The sequence below is a fragment of the Paenibacillus sp. SJS-P3 genome (assembly GCF_056711585.1).
On record NZ_CM160043.1, the window covers coordinates 2,637,753 to 2,662,762 of the forward strand.

Sequence of the window (25,010 nt, forward strand, 5' to 3'; positions counted from 1 at the left end):
AGGCCGATCCAAGTCAAAAAGATTGACGGGATGTCAGGATATGCATCCAGCCGCGCAGGCCATCCATCAACGGCTCACGGCTCTTCCCGGCGGAAAAACAAAAAAAGGCTTCACGCCTCGATATCGAAGCGCGAAGCCTTTCGTCGTTCCCTCGGCTCCATCAGCCGATGCTCGTCAGCCGATCAGCCCGTCTGCCGCAGCTGGATGCCGCTGCCCAGACGCTGCAGCAGAATAGCCGACAGCTCCTCCGGCCGGCTCCAGACGATCGGAGTCAGCCCTTCCAGAAGAGGCTGCCTCTCCGTGCTGCCGTCCTGCACCGTCCAGATGACGGGCACGCCCGAAGCCGCGGCGCTGCCTGTCGCCAGATAGGCTTCCGGCGGATTGCCGGTCAAGTCGGCCAGCAGCAGGTCGGCATCCGCAGCCTGCTGCAGCAAGCTGCGCCCGTCTCCTTCATCCCGGGTCAGGATGCGCGGGATATAGCCGCACTGCTGCAGCAGCGGCAGCACATGGCCCGCCCACTCCGGCAGCTCTCCGCCCCTGTCGGCGAATACCAGCGCGCAGGTTTTCGCCGTCCGTCCCGATACGGCCAGTTCCGCGCGGCTCCATCCGCCTTCCGTCAAGCTGAACGTCGATCCCGTCCGTTCGATGAGCTCCTGCTCGCGCAGCATCTCGATGACGTAGACCATCTCCTGCAGGTTCTGGGAATAGGTCAGGTTATAGCTGCGCGACAAGCGGTGGATGACGACAGGGTCTCCTGGCGACTCGCTGTTCCTGTGCAAGAAGGCCAGCAGCCTGTCGGCTTTCGCTTCGACCGTCGCGGGCACCTGCGGAGATGCCGGCAGCGTCTCGACCTGCTCGCGGCCAAGCCGGACCTCCTTGCCGCAGTCCGCCATTTCCCGTATATATGCCGACGCCAGCGGGAACAGCTCGCGCTGCCGCGGATAAGGAAGCATGCCCAGCTGGTCGTACGTTCCTGCGGCCAGCGCATATTCCGCCCCCGGCGCGCAGTCGCAGCCGATAAAGCGCTCTTCCTGCTCCGGACCGGCCTTCACCGGCACGATCGCATCGCAAAACAAACATCTCTTTGTATACATGATGATTCCCTCCAATACCAAACCCTTCGTCCCAGTGTACAGGACTTCAGGGGGCATAGGAGGTTAAGGTTCTCTCATGAACCTCTAACGATTCTCATATTAAGAGGCTTCATTTCCAGAAAATTGGCTCCGATATAGCTCCGCATAGATGCCTCCCCGGGCGATAAGCTCCTCATGCGTTCCCTGCTCCGCGACGGAGCCTTTGTCCATGACGAGAATGACATCCGCGTCCCGGATCGTGGAGAGCCTGTGGGCAATGACGAAACTCGTCCGGCCCCTCATGAGCTCCTTCATCGCATGCCGGATCTGCACTTCCGTGCGCGTATCCACGCTGCTCGTCGCCTCGTCGAGAATCAGAATAGCCGGGTCGGCGAGCAGCGCCCTCGCGATCGTGATCAGCTGCCTTTGGCCTTGGGACAAGTTGCTGGCGTCCTCGTTGAGTACGGTCTCATACCCTTCCGGAAGCGTGCGGATGAAGAAATCCGCATGCGCCGAACGGGCCGCATCCTCAATATCGGCGTCGGTCGCCTCTCTGCGGCCGTAGGCGATATTGTCCCGGATCGTTCCTTTGTACAGCCACGTATCCTGCAGCACCATGCCGAACAGGCTGCGCAGGCTCCCTCTGGCGAGCTGGCGGATATCCCGGCCGTCGATCGTGATCCTGCCGCCGTCCAGCTCGTAGAAACGGAGGAGCAGGTTCACGAGAGTCGTCTTGCCCGCTCCCGTCGGACCAACGATCGCCGCCGTCTGCCCGCTCTTCACTTCGATCGACAGCCCCTTCATCAAAGGAACGTCCGGCTTGTAGCCGAAATCTACGGATTCGAAGGCGACATCTCCCCGGATGCCGCGTCCGGCTTCCATCGTGCCGTCCGGCTCTTCTTCCTTTTCGTCCAGCAGCTCGAACACCCTCTCCGCCGAAGCCGCAGTCGATTGGATGATGTTGGCGATGTTCGCCAGCTGCGTGATCGGCATCGTGAACTGCCTCGCATATTGGATGAACGCCTGGATATCCCCGATCGAGACGCCGCCCCGGGTCACCATCAGTCCGCCGACGACGCTGATCAGCACGTAGCCCAGATTGCCGACGAAGGACATGAGCGGCATCAGCGTGCCGCTGATGAACTGGGCGCGCCAGGCGGATTGGTACAGCTTGCCGTTGATGGCCTCGAAGCGCTCCAGCGATTCCTTCTCCCGGCCGAAGGCTTTGACGATCCGGTGTCCGGTGAACATTTCCTCGACATGGCCGTTCAGCTCGCCGATCGACCGCTGCTGGCCGGCAAAATGCTTTTGCGACCGCTTGGCAACCGCCTTGGTGACCAGGAAGCTGAGCGGCAGCGTGACAAAAACGATCAGCGTAAGCAAGGGGCTGATCGTCAGCATCATGACGATGACGCCGACCAGCGTGACGGCCGAGGTGATGAGCTGAGTCAAGCTTTGCTGCAGCGTGCCGCTGATGTTGTCCACATCGTTGACGACCCGGCTCAGAATATCGCCGTGCGACTTGGCGTCGTAGAACTGCAGAGGGAGCCTTTGCAGCTTGTCGTCCACTTCCTTCCTCAGCCGGTATACCGCTCCTTGGGTAACGCCGGCCATCAGATATTGCTGGATGTACCCGAACAGGAAGCTGAGGGCATACAAGCCTGCCAGCCATCCCAGCACATGCAGCAAGCCGGCATAATCGAACGCGGCGCCGGCAGCTCCATTCATCCTCGCCACGACGCCCTTCACAATGATGTCGGTCCCGTGCCCGAGCAGTTTGGGACCGACGATCGAGAACACCGAAGCCGCGATCGCGCTTGCCAGCACAAGCAGCAGCCGCAGCCGGTACGGCTTCAGGAAGCGGAGCAGGCGCAGCATCGTTTTCTTGAATTCCTTGGGCTTCTCCCCCGGCATCATCGCACCGGGGCCCGGCCCTCCGCCCATCCGCGGCATGGCGCCGGGATGGCGCCCCGGCGGCATCCGCCGTTCCTGACTCATGCCGATTCCTCCTCTGTCCGGAGCTGGGATTCCACGATCTCGCGGTATACGCCGCAATACTCCAGCAGCTCCGCATGGGTTCCGTCGCCGGCCAGCCGCCCTTCTTCAAGCACCAGGATGCGGTCCGCAGCCATGACCGAGCTCACCCGCTGGGCGACCACCAGCACGGCGGCCCCTCCCGTCTCTTCCGCCAGAGCAGCGCGAAGCCTGGCTTCCGTCGACGCGTCGAGAGCCGAGAAGCTGTCGTCGAACAGATACAGCGCGGGACGGCGCACAAGCGCCCTCGCGATCGACAGCCGCTGCTTCTGCCCTCCCGACAGGTTGGCTCCGCCTTGGGCGATGGCCGTCGAGAAGCCTTCCGGCATCGCTTCGACGAAGCCGGCTGCCTGCGCGACCTCGGCGGCATGGCGCACTTCGGCATCCGTCGCATCCTCCTTGCCGTAGCGGATGTTGTCGCTGACCGAGCCGGAGAACAGCAGCGCCTTTTGCGGCACGAGGCCGATTGCTGCGCGAAGCTCCCCCTGGGACAAGCTTCTGACATCTCTGCCCCCGACCAGCACCTCGCCTTCTCCCGCATCGTAAAACCGCATGATCAGGTTCAGCAAGGTCGTCTTGCCGGAGCCGGTGCCGCCGATGACTGCGGTCGTCTCTCCCGCCTGGGCCATGAAGCTGACCCGGTCCAGCGCCGGCCTCTCGGCCCCGGGATAATGGAAGCTCACTTCACGGAATTCAACCTCCCCGCGAGCTGCTCCTGCGCTCGGCGAAGCTGCGGACGACGGCTTCGCGGCTTGCCCGTCGGTAATCGTCGGAGCGATGTCCAGCATCTCGTTGATCCGGGCTGCGGACGTCGCGGCGCGCGGCACCATGGCGAACATCATGGACATCATGACGAGCGAGAACATGATCTGGCTGGCATACTGGATGAACGCGATCAGGCTGCCGATATTCATGTCTCCCGCATCGATCCGCTTGGCTCCGAACCAGACGATGAGCACGGTCGTCAGGTTCATGATCAGCATCATCGTCGGCATCAGGATCGCCATCATCCGGTTGACGCGCAGCGCCGTATCGGCCAGATCGCGGCTGGCCGTGTCGAATCTTCCCTGCTCGTAGTCCTCGCGATTGAAGGAGCGGATGACCCGGATGCCGGTCAAGCCTTCGCGCAGGACGAGGTTCAGCTTGTCGAGCTTGACCTGCATCGCCCTGAACAGCGGAATCGCCTTGCGCATGACGGCGAATATCGTAAGGCCGATGACCGGAATAACCGCGACAAGGAGCAGGGAAAGCTTCGCATCCTTGGAGAAGGCCATGATCAGCCCGCCGATGCACATCATCGGCGCGCTGACCATCATCCTCATCATCATGATCAGAACCTGCTGCACCTGATTGACATCGTTCGTCGTCCTGTTGATCATCGAAGCCGTCCCGATCCGGTCGAACTCGGGCAGCGAGAACTTCTCCGCATGTCCGAACAGCTTCGAGCGGGCGCTGCGGCCGAAGCCGGAGGCGACACGGGACGACATGTAGCTGGAAGCGATGATGCAGGCCGCTCCTGCTGCGGACACGAGCAGCATGAAGCCGCCGATCCTCCAGATGTAAGGCACGTCGCCCTTCAAAATGCCCTTGTCCACGATGTCCGACAGCAGCGTCGGAAGATACAGGTCGGACAACGATTGGCAAAAGACGAGCGCCAATACGGCCGCAATCTGGAGCCGGAATGGCTTCAGCAGCCGAAACAGCTTGAACAAGGCTTCCCCTCCTTATTTTACTTCTAAACCAATCATTCCTACTCATCTTAATCTTCGCTGAAATCTCCTGTCAAACACGGTCTCCTCCAGCTTTTTCAGCCGTCCATTCCATGTTCCGAAGCTTCTCGGCTGCAGGCTCGGGAGGCCGCTCCGAACGAAGCTGATAGAACAAGCCGCTGGCGTCAGACCATTCCGCATAGAGGATCTGCCTTTCATCCTGTATGCCGATATGCGCGAGCAATCCGAGCAGCCACTGGCGGTCCCTGCCGAGCCGGTCCAGCGCCCTGTCGACGATGTCTCCGTCCTCGATTACGCTCTCCGGCAAGGAAGGGCTGTCCGGCTCCTCCTTTTGATTGCCGCCTGCGGCCGGCTTGCTCAGGACGCTGATGCTGCCGTTGGTCTCGAACAGCGCATAAGCGACATCGCGCACGGAGAAGACGCCGTTCTCGCGCAGCAGCATGCTCAATTGGCCGAAGTCCAGATTGTTCCTCTTCATCGCATCGCGGTCGATGATTCCTTCCCGGATGACCAGATCCGGCGAACCTGTCACCCGCCTGGCCAGCCAGGGAATCCGATTCAGCAGCTTCTCCGTGCCGTAGGACAGCAGCGTCCAGACAGCCAAGGCGAACACGAGATGGCCGTATCCGACCTCCCTGTCGTAGATCGTATTGCCGACCAGCTCGCTCAGCATGAGCGAAGAAACGAAGTCGAATGCGGTCAGCTGCGAGATCTCCTTTTTGCCCAGCACTTTGGTCATGATCATGAGGCTGACAAGGGCGATCAGCAGCTTGAGCGCAATTTGCCCGAATAATGGATCCATTCCGTCTCCCCCTCCCGGTGTCAATCCGAAAAAAAACCGGACCGCGGAACGGTCCGATTTCATTCTGGGCTATGGCAGCGACAGGAACGCTTCGCCTAGCGAAGCTTCTCCATTTCATTCGCGGCCTCGGCGCCTTCCGGCTGGGCGGCGACCGTGTCGGAGGCGTTGCCGTATTCCTCCAGCGTCTTCCATGCATCCGCGTCGTCGAACCGGCCGGCATGGGCTTGCCTGCTCTCGCCGGCTCCCGTCGGCGGCAGCGTCATGACCTCTTCTTCGACAGGACGGTAGTCCCCAATCTCCTGATCGGGCACGTTGTCGACCGTATGCTGGGTCGAGGGAATCGCTTCGAGCCGCTCGTAAGGAATCGGCTCTCCGGTGGAAGCGTCCAGGCCGTATTTGCCTTCCTCCATCAAGCTCAGCGCGCGGTTCACCTGAGCGAGCTTCTTGCCGAGCTTTTCGTCGAGCGCCATGTCGCGCTCTTTCTCGAACGTGACGGTCCCGGAATCGGCCGGATGATTGTCGTAGCTGGACAGCTCCCCGTCGGAGTCCGTCGCCGTCAGAGGCGCGCCTTCCAGATCGGTTTCCCGATTGAGGTCGAAGTGGGCCTCCAGCTCCTTCTTCTCCTGCAGCAGGCTGTTCTTCAGAAAGTCCAGCTGGGATGGCTTGAGATGTTTCATGATGTCTCCTCCTAAGCAATTCGTTCTATAGCTACCTATACCCTTAGGATGCGACAAATGAAGCAAGCGTCTCCAGCGGAACGGCCCGAATGCCTCAGCAGCCTGCCGGGGATTCTCCCGCGATGACAGCCTCCTCGCTCACGCTGCCGTCAGCGTCGATCAGGAGAGCGTTGAGACGGCCTCCCGCCGAGCAGCCGCCGTCGATTCCGATCTTGTCTCCACCGAACCAGACCGACGGCCCCTTCTGGAATTTGATCGTCCGCGTATGGCCGAACACGACGGTTTTGCCCGCCGTCACCGGAGCGTGGTGGAACGGCTCCCTTATCCACATGAACAGCTCTCTGGGCTGGTCCTTCCAGCTCGCCCCGGCAGCCGGATCGATCCCCGCATGGACAAAAATGAAGGCCTCATCCTCCGCATACAGATCGAGGCTGTCCAGCAGCTCGACATGCTCTTCGAAATCGCTGCGGATCAGCCGGAGCACGGCGGAGGCGTCTGCCGCCCCGCGGTATTCCGTTCCGGCGGCGCGAGCGTAGCTCCGCAGCGTTTCATGCCCCCCTTGCCCGAGAAACTTGTCAAGCAGCTCAGGCTCAGGATGGCGCAGGCATTGCAGAAAGCGCTGGTCATGATTGCCTCTAAGAGCGGTCGCCCGGCCCCCGCCTTCCCGCAGCAGAGCCAAGACGGCGTTGATGACGCCGCAGCTGTCCGGTCCTCGGTCCACGTAATCGCCGAGCAGGATCAGTCTGTCCTCGCCGGGGCGATAGCCTACTTTCTGCAGAAGCTCTCCAAGCTCCCGGCTGCAGCCGTGAATGTCGCTGATGGCGATCGTTCGAATCCTATCCATTGTAGGAGCCCTCCTTGTTGTCGCCCTCATGATTGCGGTTGCCGGCGCCGGTTTGCTACAATACACCGGAAGCAATCAGCGGAAGGGATGATGACAAATGTTGTCTGCAACCATAGTCCAAACGAAAGAACAGCTGGAGCAATGCCTCCATATCCGCAGGGAAGTGTTCGTCCGGGAGCAGGGAGTTTCCATCGAAGAGGAGCTCGACCATTACGACGAGTCTCCGGAGTCGTGCATCCACGTTCTCCTGAGCGATGACGCCGCGCCTGTCGGAACCGGCCGGGTCAAGGCATTCGAAGGAAGCAGCGCCAAGCTGCAGCGGATCGCTGTCCTGGCCTCCATGCGCGGCCGCGGCGCCGGCTCCGCCATCGTGCAGGCGATGGAGCAAGCCGCTCGGGAAGCAGGGTACGGCCGCGCCGTGCTTGACGCCCAATGCCAGGCGGAGCCGTTCTACGCCAAGCTCGGGTACAAGCCTGTGTCGCCCGACATCTTCCTCGATGCAGGAATTCCGCATGTCAGGATGAGCAAGGAGCTGAGCTAGATTCTTGGCGGAGGGACGAATTGACTTCAGGAATTCGCCGTTCACTGATTCTCGCATAATTTTCCATTTCGGAACAGCGCCATTCTATCTTTTCATTGACTCCCCTGCAGCCCTCCTTCCCCGCAATGCAAAAAATGGGATCGATCAGGCAGAGAACGCCAAAAACCCGCATGCAGAGTCGCCCTCGCATGCGGGTTTTCAGTCAGGGCAAGTCAGTCTTGCTTGAGCGCGTCCTTGGCGGCTGCGATCAAGGCGTCGTAGAACTCGTCGTTGTCCTCGAGCTCCTCCTCCACCGCTTCGATCTCCGTTTCCGGCCCTGCCTCGTCCTTGAAGAACAAGCCGTATGCCCAGTCCTTGCCTCTCTTGTTGCTCTGCAGCGCGATTTCATATGCCTGCTTATGTCCTTCGACCTTGAATTGAACTTGTCCGACATAACCGCCGTCTTCGGCGACCGTCATCTCGGCATGGATGATTTCCCACTTCACCTGCTGCTTCCCCCTCGTCGTTCATGACCTTATCATACTTAACCTCGCCTCGGATTTCCAGCGGCATTGCGCCAGCCTCGGCGACGGGACGGAAGCCGACGATTCCGTGATGGAGGTCCAGGCGCATACCGACGCGCTGCATGTCAAAATCGACCGCCGCCATGACTTGCTCACAGGCTGCCTTCTCCGTGCCGGCATGCTCGAAAGCGATGCCGATTACCGGGCCAGAATAACAGCCGACACGATCAAATGCCTGTCCGCCTTGCGGCCGCTCAACTCCCATCCGGTTGATTCGTTCGCTTCCCCCTACGGCCTGTATACGCCGGAGGCGGTTTCCCTGCTGCGCGAGCAAGGAATCAAATACGCCTTCACGACCGCTCCCGGGCTCGCAAGCCGCACCTTCGACGCGATGCTTCTGTCTCGGGTCATTGCCGGATCGCCGGCGATCTCGAGCGCGGCGATCGCGGCCGAGCTGAACCGGCTTGCAGCCGCCATGCCGCCGCTGCTCCGGGGGCGCCTGCAAAGGCTCCAGCAGCTCCGGCGCCTCCTGCCGCTTCGGGAAGGCTGTCTCTTCCCGCATCCAGGGGCTGTTTCATTCCCGGCGCTCCGTGCGGATCGGAAGCGCATGCCGAGGCACGGCGGCTGCGGCCCGTTCCATCCTGTTCTCGAAACGGCCCTCGTAGCGGAATACATCGCCTAGAAGCGGGCTTTTCACTCCGACACGGATCCGGAACAGACCCGCCTCGTCGTCGAACCATTCCTCTACGTCCGCTTGGCCGGTGAAAGCATCCGGAAAGCGGAATCCCGCCCAGCCCTCGTAGAACCGCTGCGCTCCCGAGCGCAGCCGGATGCCGCCCGCCGCTGTCGGCTCGATATCCAGATCGACCGCCAAATGCTGCTTATTCCCAAGATAATCGACGATGCAGCCGCGGCTGCGGCTGAAAACCATCGTCGCGTCGAAGCGGCGGATCCGCTTCGGGAAGCGGAAAGTGCGGATCCAGGTGACGGTCTCCCTCCCGAACCGGTCCTTGTAGCTGTAATTCTCCACCGTGAACGGAACGGCCGCGCCGCTCTCCGGAAACAGGATATGGCGCCGGGTGCCGATATGGAGCGGAAGCTTGGCCAGACGGTTGTGCCAGACGACATCCATGCAGCCGCTGCCGACTGCCGCGGCTGCGGAGCCGCTATGCAAGGAAAATCGCTCCTGGATTCGGGGATGCAGCTTGCTGAACTCACTTCCGAGCGCAAGCTGGTAGATCGACTTGCCGGCGTTCCTGCTTGTTCCTTGGCTCCTGTTCATAACGTCGGTCTCCTTCCTATTCATAGACGCCGCTTCCCTTCTGCCCTCGGCTGCTTGCGCAGGCATCTTGAAGCCCGGGGGCAATAAGGGACCGCAATCGCCGCCGTCGCCGACAGCGCGAGCAGCGGAATCGTTGTCGTCAGCGGATTGAACGGCTCGGACAGCAGCTCCGGACGGAGCGAGGCTCCGCATGCGGACAGCAGCAGCAGGCAGGCGGCCTGGATGGCAATGACCGCTCGGGAATGCCTGCAGGCCACTAGAAGGACGGCCGCGGCAGCTTCCGCCCCGCCGAGCAGATGAAGGGCGAATGATTGCGCTGGGGATGCCAGGCCAAGCCCCGCCAGCATGCCGAGCTCCGTGCCGGAGTCGTGGAGCAGCTTCGGCACGACACCTTCGTAGAGCCACATGCCCGCAAGAGCGGTTATAGACAACAGATGGATGGCCGCCATGGCGATGACCAGCTCCGGCTGCCACCCCTTCTCGGCCCACATCCGGAGGCGATCGAAGCTCCACGCTGTCGCCCAACCCATGAGTGGCCGGAACAAATATCGGTCCGCCAGCTTCCCGGCGATTCCAAACCGGGTCGAGTACGTGTAGCGGGTCATGAACCGCAGCCCTTCCTCCGTCTGCTCATACTGCCAGTAACCCGCTCCAGACCGGAGCAAGGACCATTTTTGGGAGGAGGAGAACTGTAAAGTCGACATCCTCCGGCCGGCTGCGGTGTCCGGCCGCGTCTTCGTTTCACCGAAGCCTTCGACAGCCGCTCCGAAGCCGATCCGCGTCCGGTAACTGAACAGCCTTCCTTCCCGTCCCTCCGCTTGCGGCAGAAAATCGATGGACGTAAACCGAAGATCCCAGCGTTCATGCAGCTTGGGCTGCTGAGTCAGCCGCCAAAGCTCCTCAATGCCGCAGCGCATTCTCATTTCGACGTAGATCGGGGGGAGAGACGCCTTTCCCTGAACATGGTCGCTCCTGGACCGGCTCATACCCTCGCCTCCTCCGGCTCATCCAGCAGCCGGAGAGCCTCTTCGGCGCTTTCCACCTGCTTGCCGCGGATTCGTTCCGCATCCAGCAGGCTGCAGCTTCCTTGCGGCGCCAACCGGTGCCGGAGCTTGGCCAGTGCTTCATAGCCGGCATCCCGGATACCGGAAGGCAGCGCCTGCAGCAGAGCGGCGGGCACCCGGCCGCCTCGGAGCATGGACAGCAGGAGCATGGCAGCCGTTCCTTTCGTGTACACTTTCTCTTCCGTCACCAGGACGAAACTGTTCCATGCCGACGCCTGCAGCCCGTGCCGCTCCAGAATGACGCGAGCCGCCTCGGATTGCAGCGCCGCGAAGCGCAGCCTGTCCTCCGGATCGCGATTGGCGGCGAATCGCGTCAACGCTCCGCAGAGCGCGCAGTTCCCGTCAACGAGTGCGACAGATCGTTTCATTGTACAGCCCTCCCTTTCAATCGCCTTATCCTGATGCTTCTATCGTACCGCGGCTGCGCGGACAGCATCAGGCCTCAAAAGGAGAGGAGGGAACAGCAAAGAGGGCCTACGGTTCGTAGGCCCTCTTTGCCATGCATATGCCGCCGCGCTCGGCTCAATCCCGCTCTATTCCGGCGCCGTCTCCGTCGCCTCTCTTGATTTTCCGCACCGCTTCGCGGCTGCTGCGCGCGCCGAGCTTCTTGAGGATCCGGTTCACCTGGTTTTTCAGCGTGCTCTCGCTCTTGTAGAGCCTTCTGCCGATCTCGGCCTGGGTGTTGCCTCGCTCGATCAGCTCATACACCTCCCGCTCGGACGGAGTAAGCGGCTGAAGCTGCTCCTCCCGCTTGAGCCTGCGGAACTCCTTCAACAGCGCCTGCATGGGCGCCGGCTGATGGACGGCCTTGCGGATCGCGGCCGGCAGCTCCCGGTAGTCCGTCTTCTCGATGTACTGCACTGCACCGGAACCGAATGCCCGGGTCATCGCCCGCTCCTCGCCCACGGAGGTCAGCATGATGACCGGCGAATTCCTCAGCTCCAGCAAGTCGGCGGCTGCGCTTATTCCGTCCCGGACACCTTCGCCGAGCTGGATGTCCATCAGGACGACATCATATTCCAGTGCGGCGGCCACCTTAAGGGCCTCTTCCGGCCCACGCGCGGAAGCTGCCAGGAGCATATCAGGCTCGGAGCTCAGAAAGCGGCTCATCGCGCGGATCCAGTCCGGGTCGTCTTCCACCATCAGGATCCGGATCAGCCGATCGTCATGCTCATTTCCCATTCCTTGGTCCAGCCTCCCTTTTTCCATCCGGTAAACGGCTTGGCGCCATCGTCAGCTCCAGCGTCGTGCCGGCTCCTTCAACGGTCTTGACGTCGACCCGGCCTCCGGCCCGCTTCATGACCTGGTACACATACGACAGGCCGATTCCATAATTGCTCCGCCCCTGCTTCGTGCTGTAGAAGGGCAGGAACAGATAAGGCAGATGGACCGCGGCAATGCCGGGCCCGTCGTCGGCGATCCGAACGACAAGCTTTCTCCGCTCCCGGAGCAGGCTTGCGGAGACGGTCCCTCCCGGAGCAGCCGCTTCGACTCCGTTGGAGATGACGTTCACGAGCGCTTCCTCGAGATGGAACGGATCGCATCTCACTTCCGCAGGGACCTGGACATTGCCTGCAGCTAGAGAGACGCCACGGAGAGCGGCGGCGGCGCTGCATCGGGCAACGGATCGCAGCAGCAGCTCGTCCAGTCGGCAATGCTGCTCCCGCCAATCCATCTCCCTCGTTTGGCCGTGTATCCTCGTCACCGTATCCAGCATGCGGTCTGCGGATTCCCGGATCAGCTCCAGCTGTTCGCCCAGGCTTTCCGCCGCGCCGCCTTCTGCCGCCCGCTGAGGCCTGGCCGTTTTCAGCTCCCGATCCAGCAGATCGGCTCCGATCTTGATTTTGCCGATTTCGTTTTTCAAGGAATGGCTCAGCATCGAAGCGCCCATGCCTGCCGTCCGCATCGCGCTCTCGACGGGATCGCGCTCCACACGGAGCCTGATGCCGAGAACGCCGTAAAGAAAGATGGCGACTAAGGCGGCCCCCATCGAATAGGCGATGAACATCGCCACATAGGGAAAGAAATCGTACTGAGGCCGCAGCGCGCGCCCGACGTTGATAAAGCCCAGGACGCCGAGAAGCGTCGGCACCATCACGGCCGTCAAGGCCAGCCTGCTCCTGCGGCTGGCGGCATGCCGCTCCCTGTGCAGCGACACCAGGAGGCATGCGCAGGCAGAGGCGTAATAGGGTCCCGCCCATAACAACAGCATGCCGTAGTTCGGGGCATGTGCGGGCGACAGCAGCCAAGCGTCTGCGGCGGATGCAGCCGGGGCCAGCAGCAGCAGGAGCTTGGCGGCCCGCCGCTGCCTGCTTGACGGCAGGAAGCCGCCATAAATCAGGCAGAAAATCAGGACCGCATAAGGAGTCAGGCATGCATTGAACAATCCGGCTGCCTCCGCGAAGCCTGAAAGCCCCCGCTGCCGGAGCTGCTCCGTCAATCCTCCCGAAGCCGCCGTCAGCAAAAAGATGGCGGCCCAGCGATTGACCGCTTCTCGCGGCCGGGCCAGCCAAGCCGCCGCCCCCGCTGATGTCAGCGCCGCGAAATAATAAAGCACGGATCCACCCCTTTGTCAGCTCATACTGCCATTATATCGGATAAATTGCTGGAAAAGCATAGCGGATCCTCCTGTACAACGGACTCAAAAGCCACTAATCGATGAAAGAGCAGCCAGACGATTCCCAGGCGAGCAAACGGAAAAAAGGGGCAGCCCCAAAAGCCAAAGGCTTTTGGGGCTGCCCCTTCAGTCCATCGCTAGCCGGAGCTGAGATAGGCTTGCTTCATCTGCATGCCGTAATAGCGGCAATTTTCCTCGTCCTTGCAGACGAAAGTGACTCTTTTGATGGAAGTGTCCTCGCGACTTTTGATATACGCCTTCACCTCGGCAAAAGCGATCGCGGCCGCTTCTTCCTTGGGGTACCCGTATATGCCGGTGCTGATTGCCGGAAAAGCGATGCTCGAAGCCTTGCTGGCGTCGGCGATCTCCAGCGCTCTGCGATAGCAGCTGGCGAGCAGCCGCTTCTCTCCGTGGCCGCCGCCTTGCCATACCGGCCCGACCGCATGGATGACATAGGCGGCCGGAAGCTTGCCCGCCGTCGTAATGACCGCGTCTCCGGTAGAGCAGCCTCCCTTGTCATTGCGGATCAGCATCAGCTCGTCATGTATGGCGATGCCGCCAGCCTGCATGATCGCCCCGTCTACGCCCGCGCCCCCGGAAAGGCTGGCATTGGCGGCATTGACAATGATATCGGCTTCTATGCGGGCAATATCCCCCTGAACCGTCTCGAGCAGCGTGGAATTGATCTGGATCGTCATCGTCTTCGCCTTCCTCCCGCGTACATTCTACCCAGTACTTACTCCAGGAGGACGCCGTTGAATCGGACTTACCGTTTTTTTCCGCTCTTGACCAGCCAAGGATACAGCTGAGCGCCGGGACTGGAAGATGCCAGCCAGTATTCCACGCTGTTGGACCGGCTGGCGATCGACACCCAGTCTCCATAGACGGGAAGCGGATTCGGCACCGGCTGCGGAAATTTCCCCACGATCAAGTCCCCGTATTCGTAGCTGAAAGCAAGACGCCTGTTCAGGTTGTAGAACTGATACACAGCCACGGAGGAGAAGGTCGGATTGAGCGGCTCGAAGACTGCTTCCTTGTCTCCAAGCGTGAGCTGCCCGTAGGCGAAAAAAGGAATGAGCTTGCGGGAGAGCAGCAGACGCATCCGCGGGAAGTCTTCATCCTGCCTGCCTGCCGGAAGCGCCAGCTGCCGGCTGTAGCGCTCAGCCTGAGCGGGAGTCGTTATCCAGACCGAATTGAACCGGATCACCGGTCATCCCCCCTCCATTCTTGCTCATACATATCCGAGTGGAGGCCGTTATATTCCCGAGCATGACGGAGGATAATCGAAATCAAGGGCGAACATAAATAAAGGCCGGATCAAAGGATCCGACCTGTCGATATTGAAATAGAAACCAATAAATGATATGATCCATTAGATGGTTAAATGAAATGAGTTAGATCACATTTATCTCAATCATATTATACGCCCATTATCCTCTGCCGTCAATCTTTTTTTCGGCAGGCTGATAGCCGGGCAATACGAACCAAGGAAAGGAAGTGCCCCATGGCAAACCGCGAGTTATGGAAGCAGGAGCAGGACCGCGTCGATGCCGTGCGCGGGGAGCTGCAAACGAGGATCGCTCGCGACGAGCCGCTCGTATCGGATCTCAAAACGCAGGTCGTTGATATCCGCACCGACTTCTGGGATGACGTGACCGTCAACCTGACGGCTGGCGACGATCGGCTGGAGACGGCGATAAGCATGAAACAGCAGGCGGAAATCCTTTCCGAGCGCGAGCGCAGCCACCGCCATCTGCGGGAAGGATTGACGAAAATGCGCCGTCTGCTGCCGTCTCCCTACTTCGGCCGCATCGATTTTCAAGAAAATGAAGGCGCCGGCAGCATCGATCCGGTCTATATCGGCACCGCCTCCTTCCTCACTGAAGACGGAGAGAGCTTCCTCGTCTACGACTGGAGGACGCCTGTCGCCAGCCTTTATTACGATTACGGTCCCGGCCCCGCTTCCTATGACACACCGGGGGGCCTCATCGAAGGCGAAATGACGCTGAAGCGGCAGTTCACCATTCGCGATGGCGTCATCAAGGCCATGTTCGACACAGGGATGACAATCGGCGACGAGCTGCTGCAGGAAGCTCTCAGCCGCAGCTCGACCTCCCAGATGCAATCCATCGTCGGGACTATCCAGCGGGAGCAGAACGCCATCATCCGCAACGACCTCTCCAGGCTGCTAATCGTCCAGGGCGCTGCCGGCAGCGGCAAGACATCCGCCGCTCTGCAGCGGGTAGCCTACCTGCTGTATAAGCACCGTACGCGGATCGGCGCGGACCAGATGGTGCTGTTCTCCCCCAATCCGATGTTCAACAGCTATATTTCCTCGGTGCTGCCTGAGCTTGGCGAGGAGAATATCCGGCAAACGACGTTCCAGCAGTACGTGGAGTCGCGTCTGGGCCGCCGGTACGACATCGAGGACATCAATGACCAGCTCGAAGCGATATTGGACGAATCCGGCGACGCCGCCCGGCGCAGCCTCCGCCTCGACGCCATCCGCTACAAAAACTCAGCGGGCTTTCTGGAGCGGATCGAATCGTTCGCGGACAGCCTGCTTCAGTCCGGCATGAAATTCCGCGGCTTCAAGTTCAGAGGCAAGCTGCTCATCAGCCGCGAAGACATCAGCGCCCGCTTCTACGGCTGCGAAGCCCATATCCGGCTGCCAAACCGCATCGAGCTGCTGCGCGACTGGCTCCTGGAGGAGCTGGCGAGGCTGGAGCAAGAGGAATGCGCCGAGGAATGGGTGCGCAACGAAATCGAATATCTCGATAATGACCGTTACCAGAGCATCTACAAACAAATGCGCAAGCAGCGGGGCAAGAGCGGCGAGGAGCTTGACGAGAGCGCGCTGGAGGAAAGGCTGCTGCGGGAGCAGCTCGTTCGCGAGGCTTACAAGCCGCTGCGCCGGATGGCCGCAAGGCTGGCGTGGATCGACATGCACAACCTTTATCTGCAGCTGTTCCGGGAAGATGCAGCCGGCTCCGGCCTCCCGACGTCATGGGCGGATATTTGCCGCTTCACTCGCGAACGGCTTGCCGAACGCTGTCTTCCCTACGAGGACGCCTCGCCCATGCTGTATTTGACGGAGCTGGTCCAGGGCTTCCGCACCAATACCGGCATCCGGTACGTGCTCGTCGACGAAGCCCAGGACTATTCCCCGTTCCAGTTCCAGTTCCTGAAAAGGCTGTTTCCATTCGCCAAGATGACGGCGCTCGGCGACTTCAACCAAGCCATCTTCGCCCACTCCACGGAACTCGAAGGAAATGCCCTGCTGGCCGGTCTGTACGGAGCCGAGGAAACGGAAACGATCGTGCTCAGCCGCAGCTACCGCTCCACCCGCCCGATCGTCGAATTCACCCGCTCGATGCTTCCGGGAGGCGATGCCATCATTCCGTTCGACCGTCCCGGGGAACTTCCCGAGGTGATCGCCTCCGCCGGCACGGCGGATCGGGACCGCCTTCTTGCCGCCAGCCTGCTGGAGCTGCGGCAAGCCGGCTCCGGCTCCGCAGCGGTCATCTGCAAAACGGCGGCCGAAAGCAAGGCGGCATGGGAAGCGCTGCGCTCCTATCCGGGTTTGGAGGACCTTCGCCTCGTCACGAAGGATACCGCCACATTCCAGAGCGGCCTTATGGTCATTCCCGCTTACCTGGCCAAGGGCGTCGAATTCGACTCCGTTCTCATCCATGACGCTTCGGCCGAAGCCTACGGCGAAGAACGGCTGCGCAAGCTGTTCTACACGGCTTGCACGAGAGCAATGCACCGCCTGCTCCTGTTCAGCCCAGGCGAGCCAAGCCGCTTCATCCTCGAGGCGGCGGAAGGAACCTATAGGCTTGAGCCTTCCCTGACTTCGAAAAAGTGAACGCGCGGCCCGGATGAACGCCTAGTTCCGCTTCCGCATAGGATGTCATAGACAGATATCCTGTCAGGAGAGGAAGATGGATTCATGGAGCTCACGCTCACAGCCATCCATTGGGTTTACCTGCTGCTGATCGGCGTCATCGTCGCCTTCATGGCCATGCGCCGAGATACGACAGTCGTCTGCGTGCTCGGCACCGGCATCATCGGCTTGCTGGCGAGCGGCACGCTGAGCGGCGCGGTCAGCGGAACGTTCAACAGCCTTATCTATGCGATCAAGGAATTGTCCGGAACCATTCTCATCATTTCCATTATCGTCGCCATGAGCCGGCTGCTCATGGAAACCGGCGTGAACGAGGTGATGATCCGGCCGTTCACGGGATTGATCCGCTCTCAGGGGATGGCCTTCTGGGGAATCGGCCTCATCATGATGGTCGTATCGTTCTTCTTCTGGCCTTCTCCAGCCGTCGCGCTGATCGGAGCCGTTCTGCTGCCGGTCGCCCTGCGGGTCGGACTTCCGGCTCTCGGGGCGGCCATGGCGATGAACCTGTTCGGCCACGGCATCGCGCTGTCGGGAGATTATATCATCCAGGGCGCCCCCAAGCTGACGGCCGACGCGGCCGGCCTGCCGGTGTCCCAGGTGATGGAAGCCAGCGTGCCGCTCGTCATCGTCATGGGCGTCGTCACGACTCTAACGGCCTACTGGTTCATGAGACGCGATCAGAAGTCCGGCGCTTGGCGCGACGGTCTCGTCGGCTCCGGCTCCGCAGATTCGATTTTCGGAGGGGTTCCGAATGCCCGGCCGTCCGCACAGTCCGCCGGCCTTGGCATCGGCACCAAGAGAGCGCTCGCCATCCTGATCCCGCTCCTGTTCGCCGCCGACGTCGCGGTCATGTTCGCCCTCAAGCTCCAGGGAGGGGACGCGACCGCTCTCATCGGAGGCACCGCCGCGTTGATCACGGTCGTTCTGTCCATGCTTGCCCACCGCGGCACAGGACTGGAGAAATCGACCTCCTACCTCGTGGACGGCTTTCTGTTCGGCTTCAAAGTGTTCGGTCCGGTCATCCCGATCGCGGCATTCTTCTACCTCGGCGACTCCGCCTTGCCGTCCTTGTTCGGCGAAGCCGCCCTCCCCGCCGGATCCCACGGCATCGTCAACGATCTGGGCGTCGCGCTGGCCCACGCGGTACCGGTCAACGGAGCCGTCGCAGCCGCAACGCTGACGGCGGCCGGAGCCATAACCGGCCTCGACGGCTCAGGGTTCTCCGGCATCTCGCTGGCCGGCTCGATCGCCCATCTGTTCGGCACGGCGATCGGTTCGGGAACCGGCACGCTGACCGCGCTGGGGCAGATCGCGGCCATCTGGGTCGGCGGCGGCACGCTCGTGCCGTGGGCGCTCATTCCGGCGGCGGCGATTTGCGGCGTCAGCCCGTTCGAGCTCGCCCGCCGCAATCTGAAGCCGGTGCTGATCGGACTCGCCGTGACGACGGTCGTAGCGATCTTCCTGCTCTAAGGCCTTTCTTGAAGCCCGTTGAATGACAAAAGCCTGAAGCCCTCTGGAAAGGGGCTTCAGGCTTTTCGTCCTTTAGTGCTTCGAGCTGCCCGGCATTCAGGACAATATGTTCTCTATCGCGAATGCTTCAGGCTATGACATTACTCCAGGCTTCCGGCCCTTTTCCTATGAGGATGGCTTTGCCGCCACTCCAATCGTTTTGGTCCAGCTTTTGCCGCTGTCCTTGGTGGAATAGACTGCCGTCTCGCTGCTGCCGCCGACGGTGATCCAGCCGATGGAGGGGCTTGCGAAGCTGATCGCCGCGCCCCCGAATCCCGGCAGCATGCCGCCGCTGCTCCATGTCCTGCCTCCATCCGAGGAGCTGCCGATGGCGACCTTGCCGGCTGCAGGCGAGTAGCCGGACAGAATGGCCGTGCTGCCGATCAGCTCCAGCTCGCCGGGATGCCCTCCCGGAGAAGCCGGCCCCATGCCGGTGACAGCTTCTCCTTCGCCGGGGGCGTGTCCGCCTCCGGCCGTATTTTGCCCGATCGTCCGGATCCATGTCGATCCCGAATCCGAGGAAGCGTACAGCGAGTACGATTGCTGCGACATGCCCGCTCCTCCCATGAGCATCGCCCACACCGCTTGCCCGGACACGCGCACGACGCCTCCGCTGGCCTCGTCCGACGGGACCCACAGCTTCGCGGTCCAGCTCTTGCCCCCGTCCAGCGTCTGCTGCAGCCGGTATCCCTTGGATGGATCGACGACGATCGCCCAGCCGGTGTTGCGGCTGGAGAACTCGGCTCCACGCGTGTTCGGAGGCGTCGAAATCTTGCTCCAGCTGGCCCCTCCGTCCGACGTATAGTAGGAAAAGGCGCGGCTGTACCCGAATCCGCGCGAAGCGTCCAGGAACCGTATCCGCTCCAGATCAGCCGTTCCCGGCTTGAGCTTCTCCCATGTGGATCCGCCGTCGGCCGTCTTGATCAGCGCGTTCGGTCCGGACGCCGCGGATCGGGCCAGTGCCCATCCGGTCGTATTGGATACGAAATCCATCTGCGAGAACTGCCAGGTCCCTTGATAGATCGACTGCCAGTTGCATCCGCCGTCGGAGGTGCCGATCAGAAAGCCGTTGCCGGCAGCCCTTCCGGTCGACGGATTCAGGAAGTCGAGAGTCGAGAAGCGGAAGCTCCCGCCTCCTGCAGGCTCGCCGGCGAAAATGCCATGGTCTCCGTCCGTGCAGCCCGGAGCCGCCGCTTCGGCCAAGCCGGGCTTGCTCAAGCTGCCGATAGGACCGGCCGAAGCCAGAAGAACGCCGAGAAGGACTGCTGAAGCAATGAAAGAGCGTTGAATTGATTTCATGACTGAGTGACCTCTCCTTGTGGCAACCCTGTCCTCAGGGTGTGGTTGATGAGTTGTGATTTCCAGGCTTGCGCAGATTCCGGCGGGCATTTCCATCCCGAACAGGCTGCGCCTGACATCGTTGATAACGTGCTTCAAGGCCGACAAGTTGCATCTCCTACCGGACACTCTCTGCTTTTTTTCACGCAAGACGCGGCCTATGGACGGGTGCCTATTGTTCTTTTTACCCCATGGAGCCCTATGAATAACGTCCGTCTTGCCCCGATTCATGCCGGGCATCCCCTGGCGTAGCGGTGATCGTTCAGCTGCAAGAGGTTCAGTTCTTTCGTTACCCGCCTTGCAAGATGGGTTAATGGAGCACATGTCCAACCGAGATCAAGGAGGAATAACGATGAATAAAAAACTGCTTGCTACAGCCATCGGCGCCGGAGTCACGTACTTGATGCGCAACAAGCCGGCCCGAGACAAATTGCTCCGCACCGTCAAATCATTGGCTTCCGGAGGTGCGGGCAGCCGTCCTGCAGCAACGGGAACGGCCAAGCCGCTGAACGAAACGACCAAATGATCCCAGCGCACAGGCAGCCGGCTCATCCATTGCGATGGCCGGCTGTTTTTCCGTGTGGGTCCGAGCTTGGACAACAGTCCGTTCTCCTTATCGCTTGAGCTCCGATCGGCTCTAGTCTCCCTTCCTCGTTTCCATTTATTCCAAGACAAAAAGACCGGTCCCTGAGAGGAACCGGCCGAGCAGATAGATGCGACCCGGTGATGCTGTCCTGTCCCGCGAAGTCTTACAGGACGACGAAAAGGAAGAAGGCCGCTGCAAGAGCAAAGCGATAATAAGCGAACCAGCTGAGCTTGAGCTTCTTGATCAGGTTGATGAACGTGGTCACCGCGATGAGGCCGACAATGAAAGAGACGACCAGGCCGACTGCGAACAGGCCGTAATCCTCCGGCACGAGCAGGTCGCGGCTCTTGATGAGGTCGACGCCGGTAGCGCCGATCATCATCGGAACAGACAGGATGAAGGTGAAGTCGGCTGCCGCCTTTTGGCTCGTGCCCATGAAGATGCCGCCGGAAATCGTGGATCCGGACCTGGAGAAGCCGGACCACAGAGCGAGAATTTGGAAGATGCCGATTCCGAACGCCTGCTTGTACGTGATGTCATCCACCGTCTCGGCGGATGGCAAGCGGCCCTTCTGATACTGCTCGGCGAAAATCATGAGAATGCCTCCCACGATCAAGGCGACCAGAACCGATTTGAAGTTGAACAGGTAATCCTTGATGAAGCCGTGCAGCAGGACGCCAAGTATGCCTGCCGGAATCATGCCCAGAATGATGTGGATCAGATTAAGGCCGGAATTTTTGGAGAAATCGAATTTGAGAAACCCGACGAAACGCTTGAAATAAAGAACGAAAACGGCTAAAACGGCTCCAAGCTGGACGACGACCTCGAACACCGTGGCCCGGTCGCCGACGAAATCGAGCAGCTTGGCGGCCAGAATCATGTGGCCGGTCGACGATACGGGAATAAATTCCGTCAAGCCTTCGATAATGCCCAATATGATTGCTTTGATATAATCCAAAATATCCGCTCCCCTAACTTCCTATGGTTGGGCTCGGCAGGCAGCGCCAGGCTCGGGCTGCCGCCGCTGCCTTCAGTATCCGGCCTCTACGGACGCAAGCACGACATAGATCAAATCGCTCACGTCCTGCTTGTCTTCCAGCACGATGCCGCTCGACGTGAGCATGCCTCCGGCCACGACCTCGATGGAAACCTCCCCGTAGGGAAGCTCCGCGCGGACGGCTTCCAGATCCAGGTTCTCTTCGTCGCAAGGCACGGCCAGCCGCACCCTCACCTTCATATTCTCCAGCTTGCCGTCCGGCAGCACGGTGCGGATGCCGGGCATGGAATTGCGGTGGATCGCATCCTGCACAGCCCTTACCGCAGCCTTGGTCACGTTCTGTCCATGCAGATCCGTCCCCATGCCGAGCTCGATGAACATTACTTGCCGCATGAATTCACTCCTCCCAATGTGGTTCCGAATCGCTGCCCGATATGCTCACACCCCTGCTTGCCTGAAGCTTACGGAGGTTCCTGTAGCTTGAGGCTTACGAAGCTTACGGAGCTTCCTGAAGCTTATGGAGCTTCCTGAAGCTAATGGAGCTGGCCGAAGCTTACCAGGGGACGTCGTCGTCCTCCGCCGAGGCGGCGGCCTCAGCCTGTCCGGCCGCGCCATCGCCTTGAGGAACGGCAGTCCCGCTCTCCTCCGTGCCGATCACTTTCATCACTTCCTCAAGCTCCGGCGGATGGATGAGCTCGACGGGCGAAATGCCGCGCTCGAACTGGAAGAAGTCTCCTTCCAGGACGGCCACGTAACGGCCGTTGTGTCGGGCGAAATGCAGCGATTTGCCGAAATCGGACAGCAGTCCCTTGACCTGGACTCCGCCAAGCTTGAAGCTGAGCGCCAGATCCTCCTTCTGCTCCACGAGAACGGCCGAAGCGGCGAATACCTGCTCCGGCGTCCATCTCTCCAGCAGCTCGCGCTTGTCCGACGCGGCCCAGATCTCGACGGCCTCTTCCTCTTCCTTGCGCAGATGGCCCTGATCGTCCTGCCACTTGTCCTCCATGTATTGCTGCACCATTTCGAGCACCTGCTCGCCCATCACCTCGGGAAGCGGACGCTCATAGCTGACGAACTTCAGGAAATCCTCGAAGTATCTCGCATGCGAGGCCTGGTGAAGCTTGACCTCCCAGGAATCCATCATTCCCTCCTCCGGCATATGCGGATAGAGGATCGATTTCATGCTGCGCGCGCTGATGGCCATCTCCACGGTGGAGATCAGGCTTCTCTCGTCCGCGATGCGGGCTATTTTCGGTTCGAAATCGCATTTCAGGATGAACAGGAACGGCTGGTCGAACAGCTTGGACAGCGTCGCCTGCACCGCGATGAGCGCGCCGCCCCGGACTGCCGACGTATCCATATATATGCGGACGAGCTCGTCGGCTATGCTGTGGAACCGCTCGGCATCCTCGGCGCTGCGCAGCCGCTGCAGCAGATTGTAGTCGGGATTGCTGTCCAGCTCATACCCCGGCTCGACGCGGAAGCGGCCGATCTTGGTCGGCACCGATTCCGAAGCGGGGTTGCGCTCCGCCTTGCGCTTGACGATCCTGGCGAATTCGCCGCTGAGGAAATCCTTGAGCGGACTGTCCTCGTAATCTTCTCCGTCCATCGTCTGGAAATGCTTGAACCGCTTGCCGCTGTCCGTGCTCTCCCCATCAGTCTGAATGACGAAGAAGCTCAAAAACTGCACATCAAATTCCATGGTCTCCGGGCAGCTCCTTCGCGCTGTATTGGTCTGTCCTATTAGGATAGCACAACCTTTCCCGGCGCGACATGACTTTCAGCAGCCTGGCCCGGTTGTAGCGCTGCACGAGAATGCAAGGGAGATTGGCCGCGAGCGCATAGGCCGCCATGATCGCCATGCCGAGTCCATTGTTCCAGACGGCGAACAGAGGAAGCGGCAGGATCATCAGCCAATGCGTGAGCTCTCCGCGCCGCGTCTCGGCAGCGAAGCGCCGGAGATAGTCCGGATCGGCGGACAGCAGCCGCTTCTTGGCGAAGCCGCTCCGGATCCAGCCTCCTCCGTCCGGAAGCCTGTCCTTCCATTTGTGGATGCCGAGCTTCCTCTCATACCAGCGTCCATCCTTCTCGAACGGCAGCAGCCGCGTCACGCCGGCATCCTTGTCGTATCGCTGCCAGGGACGCCTCAGCGCGGAAGCCACGGAGAAGGCATGCAGCAGCACCAGGACGCCTGCGTCCAGCATGATCGTAGCCGTCGTTCCGGGTTCAAGCCACATCGATATCCCTGCCTTTCCACGATACGCGCCGCCTAATGCAGGAACGATAGAGTCCGTACGCGAATACGCCGCAGAAGTAGGCCAAGCCGAGCGGATAGAGCGCATACGTCCAGGCGCCGAACGATCCCGACAGCCGGAACGCCCTGCGGCAAGTCCATGCGGCAAAGGCGTAAAGCACGAGAAAGACCGCCAGCTCAGCGGCTTGCGGCTGTCCGGAGACAGCCTTCGCAGCGGCCGACAAGGCTCCGATCGCGGCGCCTGACAACCCGGATATCCATAGGATCGTCAGCGCCAGCATGCGCAGCTGCGCGGACGCCGCGCCAAGCGCGATGCTCTTGGCCCAGCCCGCCGCAATCGCCTTCATGCCGCCGTCATACATGCGGAAAGACAGCCTGCTCCCGCCCGCATAGGCCCGGCAAGCCATTCCTGCCGACCGGAAACGCGCCGCAAGGCGGTCATTTTCCAGCACCTCGCCGCGAATGGCCGCGTGGCCTCCGGCCATCCGGTAATCTTCCCGGCTGCAGAACAGGCAAGGCCCGAACGAGCCTTCCCGGCCACGCCTCGCGATCGGCGAGAATCGTCCGGAGCCGGCCAGCACGGCCGCATTGAAAAAGGCGGACAGCTGCTCTGCAGGACTCCCGATCCGGTGGTACGGCTGCACGGTTGCGCAGCCGCCTTCACCTGCGGCTTCCGTCAACAACCGCAGCAGATCGGGCGCAGGGCGGACATCCGCATCCAGGAACAGCAGGAAGCTTCCCGTGGCCGCGTCCGCTCCCTGAGCGCATGCCCAGGCTTTGCCCTGCCAGCCGGCCGGCAGACGGCCGGCTTCGATCAAAGTGACGCCGCGTGAGACGGCGCTCTGCCGTGTCCCATCGGATGATCCGTCATCGACCACGATGATTTCCTTTGGAGCCGGTACCATCGACTGCAGCAGCGGAAGCAGCTCTTTCAGGTTGGCTTCCTCATCACGAGCAGGCACGATGACGCTGATCTCCATTCCGGTTGACGAGCCAGCGCCTGCAAAGGTTTTTCTCCCGAAATGGTCCAAGCTGTTCCTGCCTCCCCTTCCCCAGCCGAAAAGCAGCAGGCCGCATCCGATGAGCAGCCCCTGCCAGATCCATTCCATCCACATGAAGATCTCCTCCTTGTCCTTGCCGGCATTCTCGAAATCTTTGAAAGCTCCCCCGTATCGAGAGAGAGAATACGGTCCACAATGGTTAAAAATGGAATAACCGCAGGATGTTAACCAGTATCGACGGTTTCGGCATC

The 25,010-nt window shown here is 61.1% G+C and carries 25 protein-coding genes; 5 read left to right on the plus strand and 20 right to left on the minus strand.

Features of this window, described 5'->3' with window-relative positions; all coding sequences use genetic code 11:
* Positions 1-182 precede the first annotated feature (182 nt).
* The 6 genes from AC06G8_RS12150 to AC06G8_RS12175 all read right to left on the minus strand — a co-directional run bounded on the left by AC06G8_RS12150 (position 183) and on the right by AC06G8_RS12175 (position 7,160).
* Positions 183-1,094 (minus strand): hypothetical protein, encoded by a 912-nt coding sequence (locus AC06G8_RS12150; RefSeq protein ID WP_480282999.1) that lies wholly within the window; start codon positions 1,092-1,094, stop codon positions 183-185.
* A gap of 99 nt (positions 1,095-1,193) precedes the next feature.
* Positions 1,194-3,071 carry an ABC transporter ATP-binding protein gene (locus AC06G8_RS12155; RefSeq protein WP_480283000.1) on the minus strand — a complete coding sequence of 626 codons (1,878 nt, stop codon included), beginning with the start codon at positions 3,069-3,071 and terminating at the stop codon, positions 1,194-1,196.
* On the minus strand, positions 3,068-4,819 hold the full coding sequence (locus tag AC06G8_RS12160) for an ABC transporter ATP-binding protein (protein WP_480283001.1): 1,752 nt from the start codon (positions 4,817-4,819) through the stop codon (positions 3,068-3,070). Before AC06G8_RS12160 ends, AC06G8_RS12155 begins: the two co-directional genes overlap by 4 nt.
* A 70-nt stretch (positions 4,820-4,889) precedes the next feature.
* Positions 4,890-5,639 (minus strand): DUF421 domain-containing protein, encoded by a 750-nt coding sequence (locus tag AC06G8_RS12165; protein ID WP_480283002.1) that lies wholly within the window; start codon positions 5,637-5,639, stop codon positions 4,890-4,892.
* Positions 5,640-5,734: 95 nt separating this feature from the next.
* Entirely contained in the window at positions 5,735-6,316 is a 582-nt protein-coding gene (locus AC06G8_RS12170) for a TraR/DksA C4-type zinc finger protein (RefSeq protein WP_480283003.1), read from the minus strand.
* A 94-nt stretch (positions 6,317-6,410) separates the two neighbouring features.
* Positions 6,411-7,160 carry a metallophosphoesterase family protein gene (locus AC06G8_RS12175; protein WP_480283004.1) on the minus strand — a complete coding sequence of 250 codons (750 nt, stop codon included), beginning with the start codon at positions 7,158-7,160 and terminating at the stop codon, positions 6,411-6,413.
* A gap of 97 nt (positions 7,161-7,257) precedes the next feature.
* On the opposite strand from AC06G8_RS12175, the gene AC06G8_RS12180 reads away from it, so the two are divergent.
* Entirely contained in the window at positions 7,258-7,701 is a 444-nt protein-coding gene (locus AC06G8_RS12180) for a GNAT family N-acetyltransferase (protein WP_480283005.1), read from the plus strand.
* A gap of 212 nt (positions 7,702-7,913) precedes the next feature.
* Here the strand turns inward: AC06G8_RS12180 and AC06G8_RS12185 are convergent, their stop codons facing one another.
* Positions 7,914-8,186, minus strand: coding sequence for a hypothetical protein (locus AC06G8_RS12185; RefSeq protein ID WP_447664208.1), 273 nt, complete (start codon positions 8,184-8,186; stop codon positions 7,914-7,916).
* 106 nt (positions 8,187-8,292) lie between these two features.
* Here AC06G8_RS12185 and AC06G8_RS12190 point away from each other — a divergent pair, with 106 nt between their 5' ends.
* On the plus strand, positions 8,293-8,886 hold the full coding sequence (locus tag AC06G8_RS12190; protein WP_480283006.1) for a polysaccharide deacetylase family protein: 594 nt from the start codon (positions 8,293-8,295) through the stop codon (positions 8,884-8,886).
* Here AC06G8_RS12190 and AC06G8_RS12195 read toward each other — a convergent pair.
* From AC06G8_RS12195 to AC06G8_RS12225, 7 genes are all read right to left on the minus strand, one after another.
* Positions 8,779-9,486, minus strand: coding sequence for a DUF4166 domain-containing protein (locus AC06G8_RS12195; RefSeq protein WP_447664210.1), 708 nt, complete (start codon positions 9,484-9,486; stop codon positions 8,779-8,781). The genes AC06G8_RS12190 and AC06G8_RS12195 overlap by 108 nt on opposite strands.
* Positions 9,487-9,506: 20 nt before the next feature.
* Positions 9,507-10,472, minus strand: a complete 966-nt coding sequence (locus AC06G8_RS12200; RefSeq protein ID WP_480283007.1) for a DoxX-like family protein — start codon at positions 10,470-10,472, stop codon at positions 9,507-9,509.
* Complete coding sequence (locus AC06G8_RS12205; RefSeq protein WP_480283008.1) at positions 10,469-10,918, minus strand: thiol-disulfide oxidoreductase DCC family protein; 450 nt, start codon at positions 10,916-10,918, stop codon at positions 10,469-10,471. The genes AC06G8_RS12200 and AC06G8_RS12205 overlap by 4 nt, the downstream gene beginning before the upstream one ends.
* A gap of 154 nt (positions 10,919-11,072) precedes the next feature.
* Positions 11,073-11,732 carry a response regulator transcription factor gene (locus tag AC06G8_RS12210; RefSeq protein ID WP_447664213.1) on the minus strand — a complete coding sequence of 220 codons (660 nt, stop codon included), beginning with the start codon at positions 11,730-11,732 and terminating at the stop codon, positions 11,073-11,075.
* Positions 11,722-13,107, minus strand: coding sequence for a sensor histidine kinase (locus AC06G8_RS12215; RefSeq protein WP_480283009.1), 1,386 nt, complete (start codon positions 13,105-13,107; stop codon positions 11,722-11,724). The genes AC06G8_RS12210 and AC06G8_RS12215 overlap by 11 nt, the downstream gene beginning before the upstream one ends.
* Positions 13,108-13,304: 197 nt before the next feature.
* Positions 13,305-13,865 (minus strand): macro domain-containing protein, encoded by a 561-nt coding sequence (locus AC06G8_RS12220; protein WP_447664215.1) that lies wholly within the window; start codon positions 13,863-13,865, stop codon positions 13,305-13,307.
* Positions 13,866-13,933: 68 nt separating this feature from the next.
* Positions 13,934-14,374 carry a hypothetical protein gene (locus tag AC06G8_RS12225; protein ID WP_447664216.1) on the minus strand — a complete coding sequence of 147 codons (441 nt, stop codon included), beginning with the start codon at positions 14,372-14,374 and terminating at the stop codon, positions 13,934-13,936.
* 297 nt (positions 14,375-14,671) lie between these two features.
* Here AC06G8_RS12225 and helD point away from each other — a divergent pair, with 297 nt between their 5' ends.
* The gene (helD, locus tag AC06G8_RS12230; RefSeq protein WP_480283010.1) at positions 14,672-17,035 is read left to right on the plus strand and encodes an RNA polymerase recycling motor HelD; all 2,364 of its coding nucleotides are present in this window, start codon (positions 14,672-14,674) and stop codon (positions 17,033-17,035) included.
* Between the two features lie 84 nt (positions 17,036-17,119).
* Entirely contained in the window at positions 17,120-18,544 is a 1,425-nt protein-coding gene (locus tag AC06G8_RS12235; protein WP_480283011.1) for a hypothetical protein, read from the plus strand.
* A gap of 165 nt (positions 18,545-18,709) precedes the next feature.
* Here the strand turns inward: AC06G8_RS12235 and AC06G8_RS12240 are convergent, their stop codons facing one another.
* Positions 18,710-19,882, minus strand: a complete 1,173-nt coding sequence (locus AC06G8_RS12240; protein WP_480283012.1) for a WD40/YVTN/BNR-like repeat-containing protein — start codon at positions 19,880-19,882, stop codon at positions 18,710-18,712.
* A 391-nt stretch (positions 19,883-20,273) separates the two neighbouring features.
* Here AC06G8_RS12240 and AC06G8_RS12245 point away from each other — a divergent pair, with 391 nt between their 5' ends.
* Positions 20,274-20,447, plus strand: a complete 174-nt coding sequence (locus tag AC06G8_RS12245; protein ID WP_480283013.1) for a hypothetical protein — start codon at positions 20,274-20,276, stop codon at positions 20,445-20,447.
* A 223-nt stretch (positions 20,448-20,670) separates the two neighbouring features.
* Here the strand turns inward: AC06G8_RS12245 and AC06G8_RS12250 are convergent, their stop codons facing one another.
* The 5 genes from AC06G8_RS12250 to AC06G8_RS12270 form a co-directional block, all read right to left on the minus strand.
* A complete protein-coding gene (locus AC06G8_RS12250; protein ID WP_480285432.1) occupies positions 20,671-21,468 on the minus strand; it encodes an undecaprenyl-diphosphate phosphatase in 798 nt (265 codons plus the stop codon).
* Between the two features lie 69 nt (positions 21,469-21,537).
* Complete coding sequence (locus AC06G8_RS12255; protein ID WP_447664221.1) at positions 21,538-21,897, minus strand: Lin0512 family protein; 360 nt, start codon at positions 21,895-21,897, stop codon at positions 21,538-21,540.
* Positions 21,898-22,057: 160 nt separating this feature from the next.
* A complete protein-coding gene (locus AC06G8_RS12260; protein ID WP_447664222.1) occupies positions 22,058-23,206 on the minus strand; it encodes a DUF3900 domain-containing protein in 1,149 nt (382 codons plus the stop codon).
* Positions 23,196-23,741: a glycosyl-4,4'-diaponeurosporenoate acyltransferase CrtO family protein gene (locus tag AC06G8_RS12265; protein WP_447664223.1), complete on the minus strand. Its 546-nt coding sequence runs from the start codon at positions 23,739-23,741 to the stop codon at positions 23,196-23,198. Before AC06G8_RS12265 ends, AC06G8_RS12260 begins: the two co-directional genes overlap by 11 nt.
* Positions 23,731-24,873, minus strand: coding sequence for a glycosyltransferase (locus AC06G8_RS12270; RefSeq protein WP_447664224.1), 1,143 nt, complete (start codon positions 24,871-24,873; stop codon positions 23,731-23,733). The genes AC06G8_RS12265 and AC06G8_RS12270 overlap by 11 nt, the downstream gene beginning before the upstream one ends.
* Positions 24,874-25,010 lie beyond the last annotated feature (137 nt).